This window comes from Ekhidna sp. ABH4_415 (assembly GCF_056161305.1).
In genome coordinates, this window is sequence record NZ_JBSWYW010000007.1 from 243,018 (window position 1) to 260,387 (window position 17,370).

16 protein-coding genes are annotated in these 17,370 nt (G+C 41.0%); 5 read left to right on the plus strand and 11 right to left on the minus strand.

Annotated features, from left to right (window positions below; genetic code table 11):
* Positions 1–11: 11 nt before the first annotated feature.
* From ACXAH9_RS14010 to ACXAH9_RS14020, 3 genes are all read left to right on the plus strand, one after another.
* Positions 12–2,603: a tail fiber domain-containing protein gene (locus ACXAH9_RS14010; protein ID WP_474895478.1), complete on the plus strand. Its 2,592-nt coding sequence runs from the start codon at positions 12–14 to the stop codon at positions 2,601–2,603.
* Between the two features lie 89 nt (positions 2,604–2,692).
* Complete coding sequence (locus ACXAH9_RS14015) at positions 2,693–3,511, plus strand: sulfotransferase family protein (protein ID WP_474895479.1); 819 nt, start codon at positions 2,693–2,695, stop codon at positions 3,509–3,511.
* 1 nt (position 3,512) lies between these two features.
* On the plus strand, positions 3,513–3,917 hold the full coding sequence (locus tag ACXAH9_RS14020; protein WP_474895480.1) for a hypothetical protein: 405 nt from the start codon (positions 3,513–3,515) through the stop codon (positions 3,915–3,917).
* Positions 3,918–3,921: 4 nt separating this feature from the next.
* On the opposite strand, the gene ACXAH9_RS14025 is transcribed toward ACXAH9_RS14020, so the two are convergent.
* Genes ACXAH9_RS14025 through ACXAH9_RS14035 form a run of 3 tightly spaced genes read right to left on the minus strand, consistent with a single transcriptional unit; the run spans position 3,922 to position 8,192 of the window.
* The gene (locus ACXAH9_RS14025; RefSeq protein WP_474895481.1) at positions 3,922–4,383 is read right to left on the minus strand and encodes a hypothetical protein; all 462 of its coding nucleotides are present in this window, start codon (positions 4,381–4,383) and stop codon (positions 3,922–3,924) included.
* Between the two features lie 7 nt (positions 4,384–4,390).
* On the minus strand, positions 4,391–6,271 hold the full coding sequence (locus ACXAH9_RS14030) for an ABC-F family ATP-binding cassette domain-containing protein (protein ID WP_474895482.1): 1,881 nt from the start codon (positions 6,269–6,271) through the stop codon (positions 4,391–4,393).
* 49 nt (positions 6,272–6,320) lie between these two features.
* Positions 6,321–8,192, minus strand: coding sequence for a sensor histidine kinase (locus ACXAH9_RS14035; RefSeq protein WP_474895483.1), 1,872 nt, complete (start codon positions 8,190–8,192; stop codon positions 6,321–6,323).
* A gap of 262 nt (positions 8,193–8,454) precedes the next feature.
* Here ACXAH9_RS14035 and ACXAH9_RS14040 point away from each other — a divergent pair, with 262 nt between their 5' ends.
* Positions 8,455–9,624 carry a PQQ-dependent sugar dehydrogenase gene (locus ACXAH9_RS14040; protein ID WP_474895484.1) on the plus strand — a complete coding sequence of 390 codons (1,170 nt, stop codon included), beginning with the start codon at positions 8,455–8,457 and terminating at the stop codon, positions 9,622–9,624.
* 22 nt (positions 9,625–9,646) lie between these two features.
* On the opposite strand, the gene ACXAH9_RS14045 is transcribed toward ACXAH9_RS14040, so the two are convergent.
* From ACXAH9_RS14045 to ACXAH9_RS14060, 4 genes are all read right to left on the minus strand, one after another.
* Entirely contained in the window at positions 9,647–10,156 is a 510-nt protein-coding gene (locus ACXAH9_RS14045) for a hypothetical protein (protein ID WP_474895485.1), read from the minus strand.
* Positions 10,157–10,179: 23 nt separating this feature from the next.
* On the minus strand, positions 10,180–10,590 hold the full coding sequence (locus ACXAH9_RS14050; protein WP_474895486.1) for a hypothetical protein: 411 nt from the start codon (positions 10,588–10,590) through the stop codon (positions 10,180–10,182).
* A gap of 40 nt (positions 10,591–10,630) precedes the next feature.
* A complete protein-coding gene (locus ACXAH9_RS14055) occupies positions 10,631–10,948 on the minus strand; it encodes a potassium channel family protein (RefSeq protein ID WP_474895487.1) in 318 nt (105 codons plus the stop codon).
* A gap of 194 nt (positions 10,949–11,142) precedes the next feature.
* Positions 11,143–12,441, minus strand: a complete 1,299-nt coding sequence (locus tag ACXAH9_RS14060; RefSeq protein WP_474895488.1) for a toxin-antitoxin system YwqK family antitoxin — start codon at positions 12,439–12,441, stop codon at positions 11,143–11,145.
* A gap of 106 nt (positions 12,442–12,547) precedes the next feature.
* On the opposite strand from ACXAH9_RS14060, the gene ACXAH9_RS14065 reads away from it, so the two are divergent.
* On the plus strand, positions 12,548–13,390 hold the full coding sequence (locus ACXAH9_RS14065; RefSeq protein ID WP_474895489.1) for a prephenate dehydrogenase: 843 nt from the start codon (positions 12,548–12,550) through the stop codon (positions 13,388–13,390).
* 48 nt (positions 13,391–13,438) lie between these two features.
* Here ACXAH9_RS14065 and ACXAH9_RS14070 read toward each other — a convergent pair whose 3' ends face one another.
* The 4 genes from ACXAH9_RS14070 to ACXAH9_RS14085 all read right to left on the minus strand — a co-directional run bounded on the left by ACXAH9_RS14070 (position 13,439) and on the right by ACXAH9_RS14085 (position 17,352).
* Positions 13,439–14,617: an acetyl-CoA C-acyltransferase gene (locus tag ACXAH9_RS14070; RefSeq protein ID WP_474895490.1), complete on the minus strand. Its 1,179-nt coding sequence runs from the start codon at positions 14,615–14,617 to the stop codon at positions 13,439–13,441.
* Between the two features lie 134 nt (positions 14,618–14,751).
* Complete coding sequence (locus tag ACXAH9_RS14075) at positions 14,752–15,567, minus strand: hypothetical protein (RefSeq protein ID WP_474895491.1); 816 nt, start codon at positions 15,565–15,567, stop codon at positions 14,752–14,754.
* Positions 15,564–16,532, minus strand: a complete 969-nt coding sequence (locus ACXAH9_RS14080; protein WP_474895492.1) for a vWA domain-containing protein — start codon at positions 16,530–16,532, stop codon at positions 15,564–15,566. The genes ACXAH9_RS14075 and ACXAH9_RS14080 overlap by 4 nt, the downstream gene beginning before the upstream one ends.
* Positions 16,533–16,614: 82 nt before the next feature.
* Positions 16,615–17,352, minus strand: a complete 738-nt coding sequence (locus ACXAH9_RS14085) for a toxin-antitoxin system YwqK family antitoxin (protein WP_474895493.1) — start codon at positions 17,350–17,352, stop codon at positions 16,615–16,617.
* Between the last annotated feature and the right edge of the window lie 18 nt (positions 17,353–17,370).

Below are 17,370 nucleotides of genomic sequence, written 5' to 3' on the forward strand. Positions count from 1 at the left end.
CAAATACTGCCATGATAAAACGATTTTTTTACATTTTTTCGGCTACTCTGTTCATCATGCTTTCTGCCTCTACCGGGGTAAATGCAGAGGTGATGGAGAAAAAAATGGAGGCCATTGAAAGAAACCTGAACAGTCCTCCTGGATTTAATTACCAGGCTGTCTTAAGAAACAGTGACGGTACGGTAATGGCTTCAAAAAGTGTTACCCTCAGGTTTACTATTACTAACACAGTTGGAACATTGTGGGTAGAAACACATTCCAAAATCACGGATGCCTTTGGTGCCGTTACCGCTGTTATTGGTAAAGGAACCAAAACCAGTGGATCAGCTTCCACTTTCGATGCGATCGACTGGGGAGCGTCCGATGCTTCCATTAAAGTGGAGGTAAACACAGGTAATGGATTTGTGAATCTGGGTACGTCTGCACTAAACAGTGTGCCTTATGCTGCACATGCAGCTAATGGGATCTCCCAAGCAGAACGAGACATGATCGCTTCCATTCCTACTGATATTAACGAATTGACCGATCAAGATGGTCTTTTAAATCAAGCTTCTTTTGATGGATCATTTAATAGCTTAACAGATGTTCCTGCAAATCTGGATACAGATGCTACGGATGATTTTAGTGGAGATTATAATGATTTAACTAACCAACCAACGATCCCAATAGCAATTGACGATTTAGCGGATGGTTCAGGAAATGCCGCACTTAATGGCGTATTCACTGCAAATGAACTTGCCGTGGCTGGTGCATTTAATTTGCCAACGGCTGATGGAACAGATGGTCAGGTATTAACTACCGATGGTGCAGGTAATACCAGCTGGGCGGATGCTGCTGGCGGTGCAAGCTATGCGGGAACTGGAAGCTACTCTTTCCAGGTATCTGGTCCATCGACATATTTGAATGCTGCTAAATCAGCATATAGCACAGTAGGAGGCGGAAGAGGCAATACCATTGAAGCCGGAGATGGAGGCGTTAACTATTCAGACTCCTACGATGCTGTAATCGGTGGTGGAAATAATAACCGTATTAATTATGATGCGCAGAGTTCAGTGATTGCTGGTGGCGATGGAAACTACATTGGATCTTTCGCTAAAAATGCAGCCATCTCTGGAGGAAACAATAATTATATTTCGGAATCATACAATGGTACCATTTCCGGTGGTTATTCAAACCAATTAAATGGTGCGTATTATGCTGCCATTGGCGGGGGTTCTGAAAACTCCGTTGAATCTAATTATGGATCTGTACCGGGTGGTCGAAGCAACAGCATAAACTCTGGCTCTGATTACTCTTCCATTGGGGGTGGATATAATAATACGATTTCTTTTACGTCCCAGTCTTCCACTATAGCCGGGGGATATAGTAACTATGTTCGATCACAATGGGCCTTTGTAGGTGGAGGCAATTCAAATAGTGTTACTAATAATTCTACCTATGGTGCAGTAGCAGGCGGATATAATAATAGAATAGAGGATTCGAAAGGTGGATCCATTTCCGGAGGATATAATAATGGCGTTCGATTCACTTCTCCTTACGGATTTATTGGAGGAGGTCGAGACAATTCTGTTAATGGGGCTCCATACGGAGTAGTAGCTGGTGGGTATAATAATGGAGTTCAGACCAACTCAAACAATAGCGCAATTGTAGGTGGGTATTCGAATGGAGTAACGAATTCAATTGGAGCAGTAATTGGAGGAGGTTACACCAACTCGGTAAAGGATTCTAATTACGGAGTGATTTCGGGAGGTGATAGCAATAATATCTTCGGTTCAAAAAACTCATTTATTGGAGGAGGACACATGAATACCTTAGGTAGTTCTTCGGGTGGCCCAAAATATGCGACCTATTCTGCAATAGTGGGGGGGAGCTCAAATGAGATTGGTTTTAGTGGTCCTGTTACTCATGGATTTGTTGGTGCTGGAAAGGATAACACTGTTTCGGCAAACTTTGCAGCGACCATTGGAGGCATTGGTCTTTCAACATCCTCTTACGCAACTACAGTAGTAGGTATGTTTAATGCCACGACCGGAGGGAACTTTAGTTCAGCTGTTTCAACAGACGCTGTGTTTGTTGTAGGTAATGGAGCCGATGAACTGAATAAGAGTGACGCAATGGTCATTACTAAGGATGGGAACATGCAAGTGAACGGTAATATCAATGCTACAGGAACAATAACAGGATCATCAGATAGAAGACTGAAGACAAATATTGCTGATTTATCAAATGTTCTTCAAACACTAGTGAAACTAGAAGGATACAAGTATCGGTTCAATGATATCAAGACCAAAGATACAGAGTCAGTACACTACGGAGTGATTGCACAGGAGTTGCAAGAGCTATATCCTGACCTTGTTATTGAACAAAAGGATGGATACTTGTCTGTTGACTATTTGGGAATGATCCCACTTCTTTTGGAAGCTGTAAAAGAGCTCAATGCTCAAAACCAGTCGTTGATGGCGGAAAATGATCAGCTGGAACAAGCGAATAATGATCTGGAAGCTCGTCAGTCAAACGACGAAGCACGCTTTGCAGAATTGGAAAGCAAGATTAATAAGCTAATGATGCTGGTTGCGCCTGTAGATGTGGCGAACAATGATTAACTAAGGAAGATGAAGCTAAGGTAGCCTCATCAAGCACCCCGGCCAGTGTCGGGGTGTTTTTTGTGTTTTATAAACTAGTAAATAAAAGAATGAATAAACTTCACTTTGTAGCTGGATTTCCCAGAAGCGGCAGCACACTCATGTGCAACATGCTAAATATGAATCCGGATTTTCATGCAACACCTACCTCACCTACGCTGGATATGATCTTGCAAATGCGGAAGGTGTTTAGCCACAATATTTCATATAAAAACATGGATCGGCTGGCTGAGTCTGAGCGGTTCAGAAATGGTGTAAAATCTTATTTACATGCCTATTGGCATGATAAAAAGGTGGTATTTGACAAGAACCGAGGATGGGTGAATAAACTGCCCATCATGGATCGGATCATGGGGCATCAGGATTGTAAAGTGATTTTTTGTTATCGTAATCCGGTAGAGGTTTTCCAATCAATTGAATCTCAGTATCAGAAGACCATCTTGATGGAAAATAATGATGAGTCTCAAAACGACCTGGGATTTGCTACGCTACTCAATAGAGTAGAGACATTCATTAGTCAAAAGTTTACGCTTATGTCTGCACCGGTCTCTTTGCTGGAAGATGCATTGAATCAAGGACATGGGAATCGAATATTAATCGTACGATACGACGCGCTCTGTTCACAACCACAAAATACACTCGATCGAATCCATGAATTCGTAGGGGAGAAAAGTATGAAGTACGATTTTACTCAGTTGAAGCAGACGACTTTTGAAAACGATGCAGCATATAATTATAAGTTCTCACATAGTATCAGAGAGGGGGAGGTCAAGTACAGCCCTACGAAAGTGAACTTGCCTCAAACGGCGATTGATATGATCAATAATCGCTTTCAGTGGATCATCAATCGTATAGAAAAACAAGGATAAGATGGCAAAAATCAACCTTCAAAAAATCGTGAATGTAAAGGGGAAGCAGGGATTGTTTCACCTGAATGCCTACAATCCCAGAGGATATCATCTACAACCACTCGGAGGAGGACCGGTGATTTTCATTGCCAATGAAAGAGATAAGGTGCTGGCACTTGGAAATGTTGACTTTAAGCTGACAGAAGGAACAATCAATCTGATGGATATCTTCATAAAAATGGACAAAAATCCTCCGCAAAATGTACTGGACTTAAAGTCCTATTTTCATTCGATTATCCCAGAGCTTGATTCTACGATTCCTGAAAGTCAGCTGAGAAAAGTAGTGAGCTGGTTTAGTTTAATTAAGGATGAATATGAGATAAAGGAAATGGTCAATGAAGAAGATGATGGCTTGATGATCACCTGATTATTCAAACATTCCTGTAGCTTATATTTTCATAGGGCAACCCCTTCTCCAGGCAATAGCGCTCTATCGCATGTTGAATTTCGGATTTATTAAGTGATTCGTAATCAAAGCTGTAAGTGAAATCGAATTCATTTGTGATTACGCTCAGACGCTCCGGTTTGATTTGAACCAACTTGATTTCCTTATGCTGAATGGTTTTTGGCTTATAGAAGACGCCTTTGAAAAAGGAGATTTCGTTTTCATTCAAGTTGATTTGAGGAGAATACTTAGAGCGTTTAGGTTTTAAAACAGAGAAGTAGTAAAGCCCATAAAATACAGCCAGGCCAATTTGCAGAATGGCCAAAACCAACTTGAATGTATCATCCGGTTCTCTTAAGTTAAGTACACCTTGAATAAGGAAAATAACCATTAACAAGATGTGCAATGTTTGCTGATTTTTGGGTTTCCTCAGGTATAGCGTTTTCATATCTTAATCAAGCCATTTGCTCCCATTTTTCCATGAGCTTTTCCAGCTCTTCTTTCTTCTGGTTGTATTCGATATTTACTTTTTCGTATTCCTGTGGATTTTCATAGATCTGAGGGTCACCCATTTGGGTCTCCAGGAACTTGATGTTGCTCTCCAGCGCCTCAATCTCGCTTTCAATTTTCTTTAGATCCCTGGCAGCCTGCTGCTCTTCTGTGTTGTTTCGTTGCTTGGTATTCTGTTTCTTTTTAGGTGCGTGGGTCTCTTTTTGACCTTCCTCTTTCGGTTGATCTTTTTTGTTTTTATTCCACCACCATTCAAACTCCTGGTAGGTGCCTGGATATTCTTTTACTTCCTTATCCTCAATCCACCAGATCTTGTTTGCAACCTGCGAAATGAAATGCCTGTCGTGGGAAACCAACAGCAATGTGCCTTCATACTGCTGCAGTGCCTGAACCAAAATGCTAACACTCATCATGTCCAGGTGGTTGGTAGGCTCATCCAGTAGCAAAAAGTTTGCCTCTGAGATCAATGTTTTGGCTAATGCAACCCTGGATTTTTCACCTCCGGAAAGCACCTTGATTTTCTTGAAAACCTCATCATCAGAGAAAAGAAAGCATCCCAAGACACTCCTGAGCTCTTGCTCGGTTTTGCCTGTTCCGGCTTGCTTCAGTTCCTCCAGCAGATCATTTTGAATGTTCAAGTCTTCCAGCTGATGCTGTGCATAGAATGAATTGATTACATTATGACCGGTCTGCACTTTACCTTCATGAGGCTCGGTTCCGGCAACAATTCTCAAAAGCGTCGATTTCCCCTTTCCATTTGCCCCAATTAATGCAATCTTATCTCCTCGTTCAATTCCAATCGTGGAATTAGCCAATATCTCAAGATCGCCATACGATTTGGAGATGTTCTCCAGCCGCTTCACATGTCTGCCAGACTTAGTTTTAAAATTGAAGCGGAAGTTCACCTTCATATTTTCATCCACCACTTCTTCTACACGATCCATCTTTTCCAGCATCTTCATCTTGGATTGCGCCTGGCTCGCTTTAGTAGCCTTTGCTTTAAATCGCTCAATGAATCGCTCGGCTTCTTTTATCTTTTTCTGCTGATTTTCGTAAGCGTTTTGCTGCAGTTCGTTTCTCAGGGCTTTCTCTTCTTCATAGAAGTCATAATTTCCAGAATAAACATGGAGGTCGGCCTGAGTTACTTCTACAATCTTGTTTACTGTGCGGTTTAGAAATTCCCTATCGTGAGAGACGATGATGTAAGCCCCTTCATAGGATTGCAGATAGTTTTCAATCCACTGAATAGAAGGCAAATCCAGGTGGTTGGTAGGCTCATCCAGCATGAGCAGGCTGGGCTTTTCTAAAAGAAGCTTTGCCAGCATCACTCGCATGCGCCAGCCTCCGGAAAACTCGCTCAAAGGTCTAGAAAGATCAGCCGTTTTAAAGCCGATTCCTTCCAGGATCTCCTCTGCTTTGGATTGCAGTGAGTAGCCCTCATTCGCTTCAAAACGTTCCTGAAGTTTCGTGAGTTTATCCACGAGCTCGTCACGGTAATTCTCCTCCATTTCCTTAATTACCTTATCGATCTCTTTTTGAATTTTCATGGACTCTGCAAAAGCTGTCATAGCAACTGATAAAATAGAGTCCTGTGTCTGGAAGGAGAGGAGATCCTGATTCAGAAAGCCAATGGTAGTGTCTTTACTCATCGATATCTTCCCACCAGATGGCTGAACATCCCCAACCATCATTTTCAGTAGTGTGGATTTACCTGTCCCGTTCAATCCAATTAGTCCGATTTTGTCTTTGGGACCTATGAAAAGAGAAGCTTCATCATAAAGAGCGCGATCTCCCAGATAGTAAGAAAGATTAGTAATATCGATCATGGCCGCAAAAGTAATTGCAATGCATGTCAGGAAGAAGTTTGTAGAAAAACTATGTGAATTTAAGAGGGATTTTCACAATAAACTTGGCGCCTTTGCCTTCTTCACTTTCCAATTCAATACTACTATTCAATAAGTTAACGAGCGTTTTGACAATTGAAAGACCCAGGCCTGTTGAGCTTTCTCCGGCTGTTGGTCTGGCAGATAAACGCTGGAATTTTTTAAATACTTTGTTCTTATCTCTGTCTTTAAAACCCGGACCATTGTCTTCTACATAAAGCGTGAGGCAGTCTGCTACAGTGATCATTTGAAAATCCACCTTTCCTCCCTTAGGTGTAAACTTGATAGCATTTGACAGCAGATTATTTACAATTCTGTTAAGAATATTCAAATCTGTCTGAGAGCGAAATAATGGTGCATTCAAATGACCGTTCAATGAGATATTTTTTCGTTCTGCAGTCGTTTTAAATGCAATCAATTTTTGATTGAAAAACTCCCTCACGTCGAGTGGTTGTACATGAAGTTCGTAATCTTCCTGTTCAAATACTTTTAATTCAGTCAGGTTTTCTATCATGGCTCTGCCATCCATTGTCACCTTTTTAATCATCTCATTGAATTCTGCAGATTGCCCCTTTAAATCTATCCCCATCATTTCACTTATACCCTGAATGCTTGATAGTGGCGCTTTTAAATCATGGGCAACAACTGCCATGAGGTGATCTTTTTCTTTGATTGCCTTTTGCAGTTCTGCATTCTTGGTTTCAATGATCTCATTTTTATCTCTTAGTGCCTTGGTTCGACGATCAACCATCTCTTCAAGCTCTTTATTTACTTTTTTCAGATGGTTGGAAAGATCTTCTTTTCCTCTCAGAGCAAACAAATACCGACTGGAGAGGAGAATCATCAGTTGTATGATGTAGATGGTTATACCTATGTACATCATTTCAAATGAGTAGGCCGGAATGACGTACTGGCTGCTCAGCATGTCATAAACCAATGTAAGAAATACTGCGGTGTACCCAAAGAGTAAAAATCGGGCTCCATACTTTTTTACGATAGCAGCCTGAATGAGACAAACCAATAGATAGATACCTATAATGATGTTATATGCATGAAGATAGGGTATGATAGAATAGGTAATTCTGGGGTGAACGAACAAGACTAAAATCCCTATCAAGATGGCAACTACAGCCATTATATCTATGAGCCTTTTCGGATAAAACTTCGGATATATTTCTCGCAGGAATAAGGCATTGGCAGGTCCGGTTAGTGCAACAGCCAGATAAAGGATTTTCTTTAACGTTACCCAACTTGTATTCGGAAACAAATCCATGATGGTCAGGTCACCTCGGGTGATGATTATCATGATCAGGGTCATGCAAACAATCGCAAAGTAGATGCAAAACTTTTCCTTGGGATTGAGCACGAATATTGTCAACTGAAACAGTCCGCCAATGAGAATGCAACCCAGTATGATTAGCTTAATCGTGCGATTGAGTTCAAACTTGTTGACCATTCTTGACTCATAATCAATTGTAGGAGCATACCACAATCCCCCGGTCTTGTGTTCAAAATTGCTGATGTGAAAAATCAGTGTGACCGTATCACCGGCGCTGACCCGGAAATCAAAAATCTGGTAGTCTATTTTTGATTTACTTGATGCATTAGTTCCCGGTTGACCGACTTGACCGATGAGTTTGTTGTCTGCATAGAATTTGTAAGCGAGGCTTACTTCAGATACTTCGATGGCCAGAGAGGTATCAGGGAGATTTTGAGGATAAATGAACCTTCGATAGTAAGTGCCATACCCATAAGCCCCCACTTTTTTTCCATCCCATTTCGTATCGTTCCAAGTGCTGGGTACAGAGATGGACACACTTTCATGCTGATCGTTGAGCTCATTGAATGAAAGAAAATCATTCATTACAAGACTCCATTCACCTTTTAATTCAAGTGGGCTTGCATTGAAAGTTATCGGTTCACCTTGTGCATAATTAAACGCACACAGAAATAGTAGGATTATGTAGGTGAGTAGTCTGATTATTGAATTAAGCTTTGAGATTGGAGTTGAAATGTATAAAAACAAATCAATGATTTAAGGATTATTCTATTTATCTGGTCATTTCTTCGATCGATTTATTTGGCCATCTTGGATATTATTTTTTTAACTTGAATAAAAAAACACCATGAGAAGAATTCAGATTTTTGCTTTTCTAATCATCGGAATTTCATGTTCATCGCATAATGCTGATAATTCAAAGAACAATGATCCAGTCGATTCGGCTGTCGATCTAACCTCCAATGAAGGATTAAGGTTAGCTGATATCAAGCTTCCTGACGGGTTCAAAATTGATGTATTTGCCAGGGTAAATAATGCCCGTTCGATAGTGCTGACTGAAAACGGAACCTTGTTTGTGAGCAACAGGGGTGGGGATAAAGTCTATGCATTAAAAGATACGGATGGTGATTGGAAAGCAGATGAAAAGTATGTCATTTCCAGTAACATGCGGATGCCCAATGGGATTGCTTTTAAGGATGGTTCGCTATATGTAGCGGAGGTTTCGAAGCTTTGGCGTTTTGACAACATTGAAGAAAATCTGGCAAGCCCTCCTGAGCCAGTGAAGATTTATGATGATTATCCTACCGATGGTCACCATGGATGGAAGTTTATTGCCTTTGGTCCAGATGGAAAGCTGTATGTGCCAGTGGGTGCGCCATGTAATATTTGCGAAAGCAAAAACGAAATGTACGCAAGTATTACCCGTATGAATCCTGATGGATCGGAACGAGAGGTATATGCACATGGTGTCAGAAATACTGTGGGCTTCACCTGGCATCCGGAAACAGGGGAGATGTGGTTTACGGATAATGGTCGTGACTGGATGGGTAATGATGAACCACCTTGTGAGTTAAACAGAGTGACAAGGCCCGGACAGCATTTCGGCTATCCATACTGTCATGGAGGATATATCCAAGATCCTGAGTTTGGACACAAATATCCTTGTGAAGATTTTGTTAAACCAGCTCAGAATTTAGGACCACACGTAGCTCCTTTGGGAGTGAAGTTCTGCACCAGTGATACCTTTCCTCCGGAATATAAAAACAAGGTATTTATTGCAGAACATGGCTCATGGAACAGGGATGCAGATGTAGGCCATACCGGCCATAAGATCACGATGGTCACAGAGGAAAATGGAGAGGGAGTTGCTTACGAGGATTTTGCTACTGGATTTTTAGATAAAGAAACCAACACAGCCTGGGCAAGGCCGGTTGATTTGGTATTTGCTCCTGATGGATCTATGTTGGTTTCCGATGATCTGGCTGGAACTGTATTTCGAATTAGTTATGGCGATTAATTAGAAATACATATTTGGTGTATTACCTCTTTGTAAAAGTGGCAGAAGAGGTACAACCGGGTAAATCATCGTCTGTCCATGTTACTTCCAATGTTGTATTACTACTAGATAGCTCATAGGTAAAGGAATGAGTACAATCAAAAGCACTCTCTCCAAAGAGATTTGGCTGACATAGGGAGAAAGAGCTCGACGTAAGGTTTTGAACTGCTCCTGATGTGGTAATATTTGTAAACTCTCCTGTGGCATCAAGATCAAAAAAGAAGTATCCACCACCGTAAATATCATCCACTTGAAAGTTTAATGAGATGCAAGTAATAGTTCCTTCTTGACAGGTATGTTCACCATTTAGTTCTGAACTGCTGCATCCAGTCAGGACCTTAGAGTCAGCCATCCAATCTCCTAATAGTGGCGCAAATAATGCTGGGTCTATTGCTATTACATCATCTGTAGTTGTGCTGCTATCATCATCACCGCATGATGAAATGAACATAGAAAGAAAAACGGCGGTAAATAGGGGTAATAATTTTCTCATTTTTTCAGGTTTATTATTGCTTATTAAAGGTGGCTGATGATTTGGCATCCTTCTGAAGGAAAATCTGTAAATACGATAGAAAAGGTGTTGTCGTTTGAAAAGGAATAAATGTTATCCTCATCACAATTGCTGCTTCCCGTAGAACAAAGTGTTACCGTTGTGGCTGTAGCAGTTAGTTCGCCTGATTCAGTTCGCTGATCAAGCAAATCTTCAAGCGTGTAAGTTCCATTATCACTTATGGTGATCTCGTAGCAATAAGGGTCGCAAGTAAGTGTTCCGTTTTCCTCTTCATTGCTGCATCCAGAGGTTGTTATGATGGATGATTGCCAGGTTCCTACAAACTGGGATACATAGTTTGTATCACCATCATCGTCTCCGCAGTTGATTAAAAGTATGGGAAGGGTAAGTAACAGAATGACTTTAATTTCTTTCATAGATGTATTTATTACTAAGAGCTAAACATGAGTAATTTACTTACTTTTTTTTCTTACGTCCCTTTATTGTTTGGCTGTAATGGAGGTATAGGGTGTTTATAAAAGAAAGAATGATACCGACACCAATTGTGATATAAATGATTGTAAAAAGCTTACCCCAATCGGTTTGAGGTGCAAAATCTCCAAAACCAATGGTGGTGAGCGTAATGAATGAAAAGTAAAAGGCATCTAGATAACTCCACCCTTCCAGTTCATGATAAACAATTGTCCCAATGATGAGAATCGTAACCCCGGTCAACAACAGGTCCCGGTACTCTTTGTCTGCCAGGAAGGCTTTAATGGTTCGAAAGAATATCATGGTTCAATTTAGCGATTCATTCAAAATTCGCTAATTCATTCTTTTCTACAAACCCAAAAGTCCAGAGTTGGCCCGAATCTCTCTGGGGCTTTTTACTAACACAATAACACCAAGCTAGTAGGGGCGGTAGTGACCAACTTAGTTCTCATGACCATTTTGTGTGCATAAGAGCTAAGGCCGGTCAAAAAAATCAATCACTGGTTTTCTATTATCTCCCCATGCCTGTAAGTAATGGTTTCTTCCTCATTCCCATTCTTGTTAAAGTACTTCCATTCCCCATGTCTTCGGTTTCTTACGTATTTGCCGGTATATTCGGTTTGCCCGTTCTTATGGTAGGCTGTAAAATCTCCATGAAGTTTGTTTAGTTCGTAATTCCCATCAACCTTCAGTTTCCCATTCGGATAAAACTCCTTATAAGTACCATGCTTGTTGCCAAACCGATAGGTAGTTTCCGAAATCTTTTTCCCACCATGGTAGACTTCTTGTACACCGTGGAGCTTTCCTTTTTCATATTGCTCGACCGAGAGGAGCTGACCCTTATTATTCCACGATTTCCAGGTACCATGAGGGAGTTCATTAGATAGTTCTTTCACTGCGATTAACTGCCCCTTTTCTGTGTACTCCTTAATGGTTGCATTAAGGCCATTGTTCGTAAAGCTGGATTCCAGTCTAATTTCTCCATTTCTATAGTAGTCCAGGCTTTTACCTACACGATAACCGTCCCGATATTTGTACTCGCTCCTGGTGCTTCCATCGTCGAAGTAAACCAGATAATCACCCTGCAACGCTCCGTTATCATAGTTTCCTATTGCCTTTAACTGACCATTTTCATAATAGATTTTTACTGACCCGCTTCGATCTCCCCGTTTGTTCACAACTTCCATCTCCAGTTTGCCCGTTGGGTAATAGGTTTTGTAGTCGCCATCCAAAAGTCCATTCTGATAATGAGACTCTAGCTGGATATTTCCACTCTCATAGTATTTCTTCGTAACACCATTGGGCATACCATTTTTATAGTGGACTTCTTCCTTAATATGGCCATTTGGGAAGTACGAATAAACCGGTCCGTCAGGCTTACCGTTTTCAAATGAGGTAGTTCCTTTTAATTTACCATATTCATCATACAGTTTTATCTCACCAACAAGTGTGTCATTTTTGAAGGTAGCTTCCTGGATCAATTTACCTGAAGGAGTAAATACCTGAGTCAAACCTTCACGCAGGTTTTGTCTGTAAACTGTTTCCCGCTGGATGCTACCGTCCGGGTAGTAATTATAGAAAACACCTTCTTTGCTTCCTTTTTCGAATTGACCGGAAATGATAACGTTTCCATGCTTATCGTACATTTTGTACTTACCATCAACCAGTGAACTATCACCATTGAGTATGTGATACTGTTCTTTCAGTTGTCCCTCATCATAGTAGGTTTTTATTTCCTGAGAAAATGATACGTATAGTCCTAGTGAAAGTGAGAGCGTGAATAATAGTTTATGCATAAGATGTATTCGCAACGAATATCTTTTTAGGATAGTACAAATTTAGATGTCAGCCGCAAGTTTAGTCGTCTTTAACTTTAATTTCACGTCTAAACATATATGGCTTATGAATATTCTATTGGTGGGTGTCGGGTTGATTGGTGGTTCGTTTTCACTGGCATTAAAGCATCGAGAAGATTTGACCTTTGGTGGATATGATAAAAGTAAAGATGCCCAGGAGAGGGCCCTGGAGTTAGGGATTGTTTCTCAAGGGTTTCCTACTTTAAGTGAGGGCATACGATGGGCGGATGTGATTATTGTTTCTGTGCCTGTAAGAGCGATAAGAGAATTACTTCCTAAGATACTCGATCAAATTCAGCCCCATCAGGTCGTTGTTGATTTCGGATCGACCAAAGAGGCAATTTGCGCCTCGGTTTCACATCACCCAAATCGGGGACAGTTTATTGCAGCTCACCCAATTGCAGGAACGGAACATTCAGGTCCTTCTGCTGCATTTGAGGAACTGTATCATGGAATGAATTTGATTCTATGTGATACGGATTTAACAGAGCCTAACAAGCTAAAGGGTTTTGAAGTATTAGCAAAGGATGCAGGATTTAGCATTATTCATATGGACTCGGGAGAACATGACAAACATTTGGCTTATATCTCCCATTTGAGTCACATTACTTCATTTGCATTAAGCAGTGCAGTGCTTCAAAAGGAAAAAGATGGAGAGGTGATTTTAGATTTGGCTGGTTCCGGTTTTGCGTCCACTGTTCGTTTAGCCAAGAGCTCACCGAGCATGTGGAGCTCCATTTTTATGGAAAATAAAGCAATGGTTCTGAAAGGAATAGAGGCCTACAAAGAGGAGCTTGAGAAGCTAAAGGGGCTCATAGAAATGAATAAGGAGGAGGAGTTGGAAAAGTATTTGGAAAAAGGAAGGGAAATACGTCGGATTCTGGAATAAAAAAAGCTCTGACGATGAAGTCAGAGCTTTTGATACATTTGATTTCAATTATACCTTTTCCACAACAATCGCGGATGCTCCACCGCCACCATTACAAATACCTGCACAACCAATCTTACCGCCTTTCTTATTTAGTACATTGATCAGTGTGGTAATGATACGAGCCCCGGAAGTACCTAGCGGGTGACCCATCGCAACAGCGCCACCAAAGACATTTAGCTTGTCCGCATCAAGTCCAAGTTTTTGCTGATTAGCAATAGCTACAGCAGAGAACGCTTCGTTCACTTCCCAGAAGTCAACGTCTCCCTGATCTACCCCCGCATGAGCCAATGCCTTAGGAATAGCAAGTGAAGGTGCTGTTGTAAACCAGAGTGGCTCCTGAGCTGCATCTCCGAATCCTTTGATTTTTGCGATCAAGGTAAGTCCTAATTCTTCTGCTTTTTCCTTACTTACCAGTACGAGCGCGGATGCCCCGTCATTGATGGTAGAAGCATTAGCTGCAGTCACGGTCCCTTCCTTATCAAACACAGGCCTTAATGAAGGAATCTTGTCGAAGTTTACATTTCTGAATTCTTCATCTTCATCCATGACGATCGGGTCTCCTTTTCGTTGAGGGATTTCAACGGGTACGATCTCATCTTTAAATTCGCCTGCTTCAGTGGAAGCAGCCACTTTTTTGTATGAGTTGATTGCATATTCGTCCTGTGCTTCACGAGAAATATTCATTTCTTTGGCTGTGTTTTCAGCACAGTTACCCATTGGAAATTTGTTGTAAACCTCCCAAAGGCCGTCATGCATTAAGCCGTCTATCATTTGTCCATGGCCATATTTATAACCAAATCGTGCCTTAGGAATATAGTATGGCACATTGGACATGCTTTCCATACCTCCGGCAACTACCACATCATTGATGCCTAACATGATGGATTGCGCTCCCAGCATCACTGATTTCATTCCGGATGAACAAACTTTATTTACAGTTGTACATGGTACATTGTGACCGATTCCAGCACCAATGGCTGCTTGTCTCGCAGGAGCCTGTCCCAGGTTTGCAGAAAGGACATTTCCCATAAAAACTTCATTGACCTGATCTGCAGCCACACCTGATTTTTCTAACGCTCCTTTGATGGCGAAAGTGCCAAGTTGAGTAGCAGAAAAACCTACTAATTTCCCACCGAAACTTCCAATTGGGGTACGTACAGCAGATGCTATGTAAACTTCCTTCATATTAAATGTTGTTATCGTTTGTGATTAAAATCAATAAAAAGTCCCGATCCCGATAGCTATCTGGACTAGGGACCGCAAAGATCGTAAAAGTTGACCGCAATAAGAAGTTGCGTTTTAGTGATGAAGCAGTAGGATCACCAATCGGGCTTTCCGCTTGGCGGTCGTTTGGTTGGCTTCCTTTTTTGATGCTGCAGGTACTTGATTTCACTCTGTCTCATGGCCTCTAATAATTGTCGGGCCTTCTCTTCACTGATTCCCATCTCCTCCAGCTTTTCTTTGGTCATTTGCTCCTGAGACTTTTCCTGCTCTTCCTCTTCGCCCTCTTTCTGTTCCTGATTTTGCTGTTCCTGATCTTGTTTTTCTTGCTCAGACTGCTCCTGGTTTTCTCCTTCCTGATTTTCCTTATTCTCTTGCTCTCCTTCCTTGTTCTGGTCCTGCTTTTGTTCCTGGTTTTCGTCCTCTCCGTCTTTGTTTTCCTGATCCTGGTTTTCCTGATCTTGATTTTGTTGCTGCTGTTGCTTTTGTTCCTCGAGCAATTTCTTTACTACCTCATAGTTGTATCGGGCATCCTGATTAGTAGGATCTGCTTTTATAGCTGATTTGAGTTGTTGAAGTGCCTCTTCAAGTTTTCCTGCATCCTTGCTCATAACTCCAAGTTGCTGTAGTGCTATGGATTTCAGTTTGTTATTAGAGGAAGTTGCCAGTTGATTGTAATTACTTTTTGCTCCAGTGGTATCATTCAGATGGTAGTGTGCATGCGCCAGATTTAATTTGATAGCGGGATCATCCACACCCATAGAATCCCGAAGCATGGTGTATTTAGCCAGGGCCAGCTCATAGTCTTCAGCCAGGTAGGCGGCTTCCGCTTCTTTTTTCAGGGTATTAACCTTCGAAATTTCTTTAGGATCGGTAATAAGAATAGCCAAAATGATCGCAAAGAATGTTTTCATAGCTTGATCAATTTAACACTAAATAGCACATCTAATATCATCAAAAGCAATGCACATCCGAGGAAGTAGAAATAACGATTTTGAGTGGTGTCTACCTGTTTCGCATCCCGCATTTCGCCTTCCACACCATTGATTGCATTTATCAAACGCGATACATCGTTTCTTGATTCATTTATTTCAAAATATTCACCGTCGGTAATATCTGCCAAATCCTCAAGGGAGGAGGAATTTAACTGTGAGACCACTTCATTTCCACTTTTATCAGTTTTAAAACCATTTCGTGTGGGAATTTTGCTTCCCTGCTCGGTACCTACCCCCAATGTAAATAATGTAATTCCTTCAGCATCCAGATCTTCTGCGATCTCATCGGTATTATCACCGAAATCTTCTCCGTCACTGATCAAGATGGTGATTTTGGATTTAGATCGGGTTATGACCGTATCATCAGCAATCAATTTCTCTGTAGCCATCTGCAGGGGAGGGCCAAAATCGGTTCCGAAATTCGGAACCATGTCTGTGTTTAGTGTTTGAATAAACAGATTTAGTGCGTTATTGTCATATGTAAGCGGACATTGTAGGTATGCTTCACTACTAAACATTATAAGTCCAATGCGATCTGAATTAAATGCCTCTACAATGTTCTTTAGTTCAAACTTCACTTTTTCCAATCTTGAAGGCTGAACATCTGTAGCGTTCATAGATTGACTCAGGTCAATGCATATGAAAATATCTTTCCCAACAGTTTTAACCTCTCTGGAGGTATCTCCAAAGCTTGGTCCTAGCAATGCAGTGACAATTAAGATGAAATAGATAGTACGTAGTATGGACTTTATAAGAACCCTCTTTGCAGGAAGACCCAGCCTGCGTGTAGTGCTGATAACACGCCAGATAAAGCTAATGTACAGAAGAACAAAGGCTCCAATTAATACGATTTCAAATGTGCTGATTGAGTTCACCCACTTCATGGCTGGCAAATCTAACAGATCAATTCATTCAGATGAACCTGATTTTTATGGATTAACAATTTTTAAGGATGAGAAGTAATTGTTAGAACAATCGAGTCTTCAAAACAATGGGGTTTCCCTGTGAACTCTCACAATGACAGATGATGTCCTGGTATCTGAGATAGCTCGGAGTGTAAACCTTTGTATCAATAAAGAATTGATTATCACTTTCCATTAGCAAACGAACATTTTCACTAACTGGATCAAGGAAGTTATCATCGATCAATTGACCAATGTAGAATCGTTGATCATCACACGGTTCGGAAGTGTCAAGCCAAATGATGCTTCCATCACTTCTGGATGTGATGGATAATGCCTCTTTTTCTTTTCCGTCAATGAAAAATTCCCTGGTTCCTATCCCCGGGAAACCATATCCATAGGGTATTTCAGCTTTTAATTGTCCGCTTGAATAATATAATTTTCTGGGTCCATGCAGTTTGTCCTCATGATAGGAAGTGGCAGCATACAACTGCCCATTTTCATAATATTTTTTTGAAACACCTTCTCTTTCGCCATTCTCATAGGGCATAGCTAGTAAGATGGTTTCACCATCATCGTGGAAGAGGTAGGAAGTACCATGTTTCTGTCCATGATTGTAATTCACAATTGTTTTTAGCTTATTGCTTTTGGTGTATTGACGAACCTCTCCGTGCTTTTCTTTGGATTCGGGTTTAGCTTCCAATATTTCACTGGAAATAATTTCAGATACATCAAGGTAAACTGCACTCATACCGACAAAACTGAGAATTACCAGAGCCAGAAGTATTTGATTTTTATTCATGCCACAATTTATTGATGA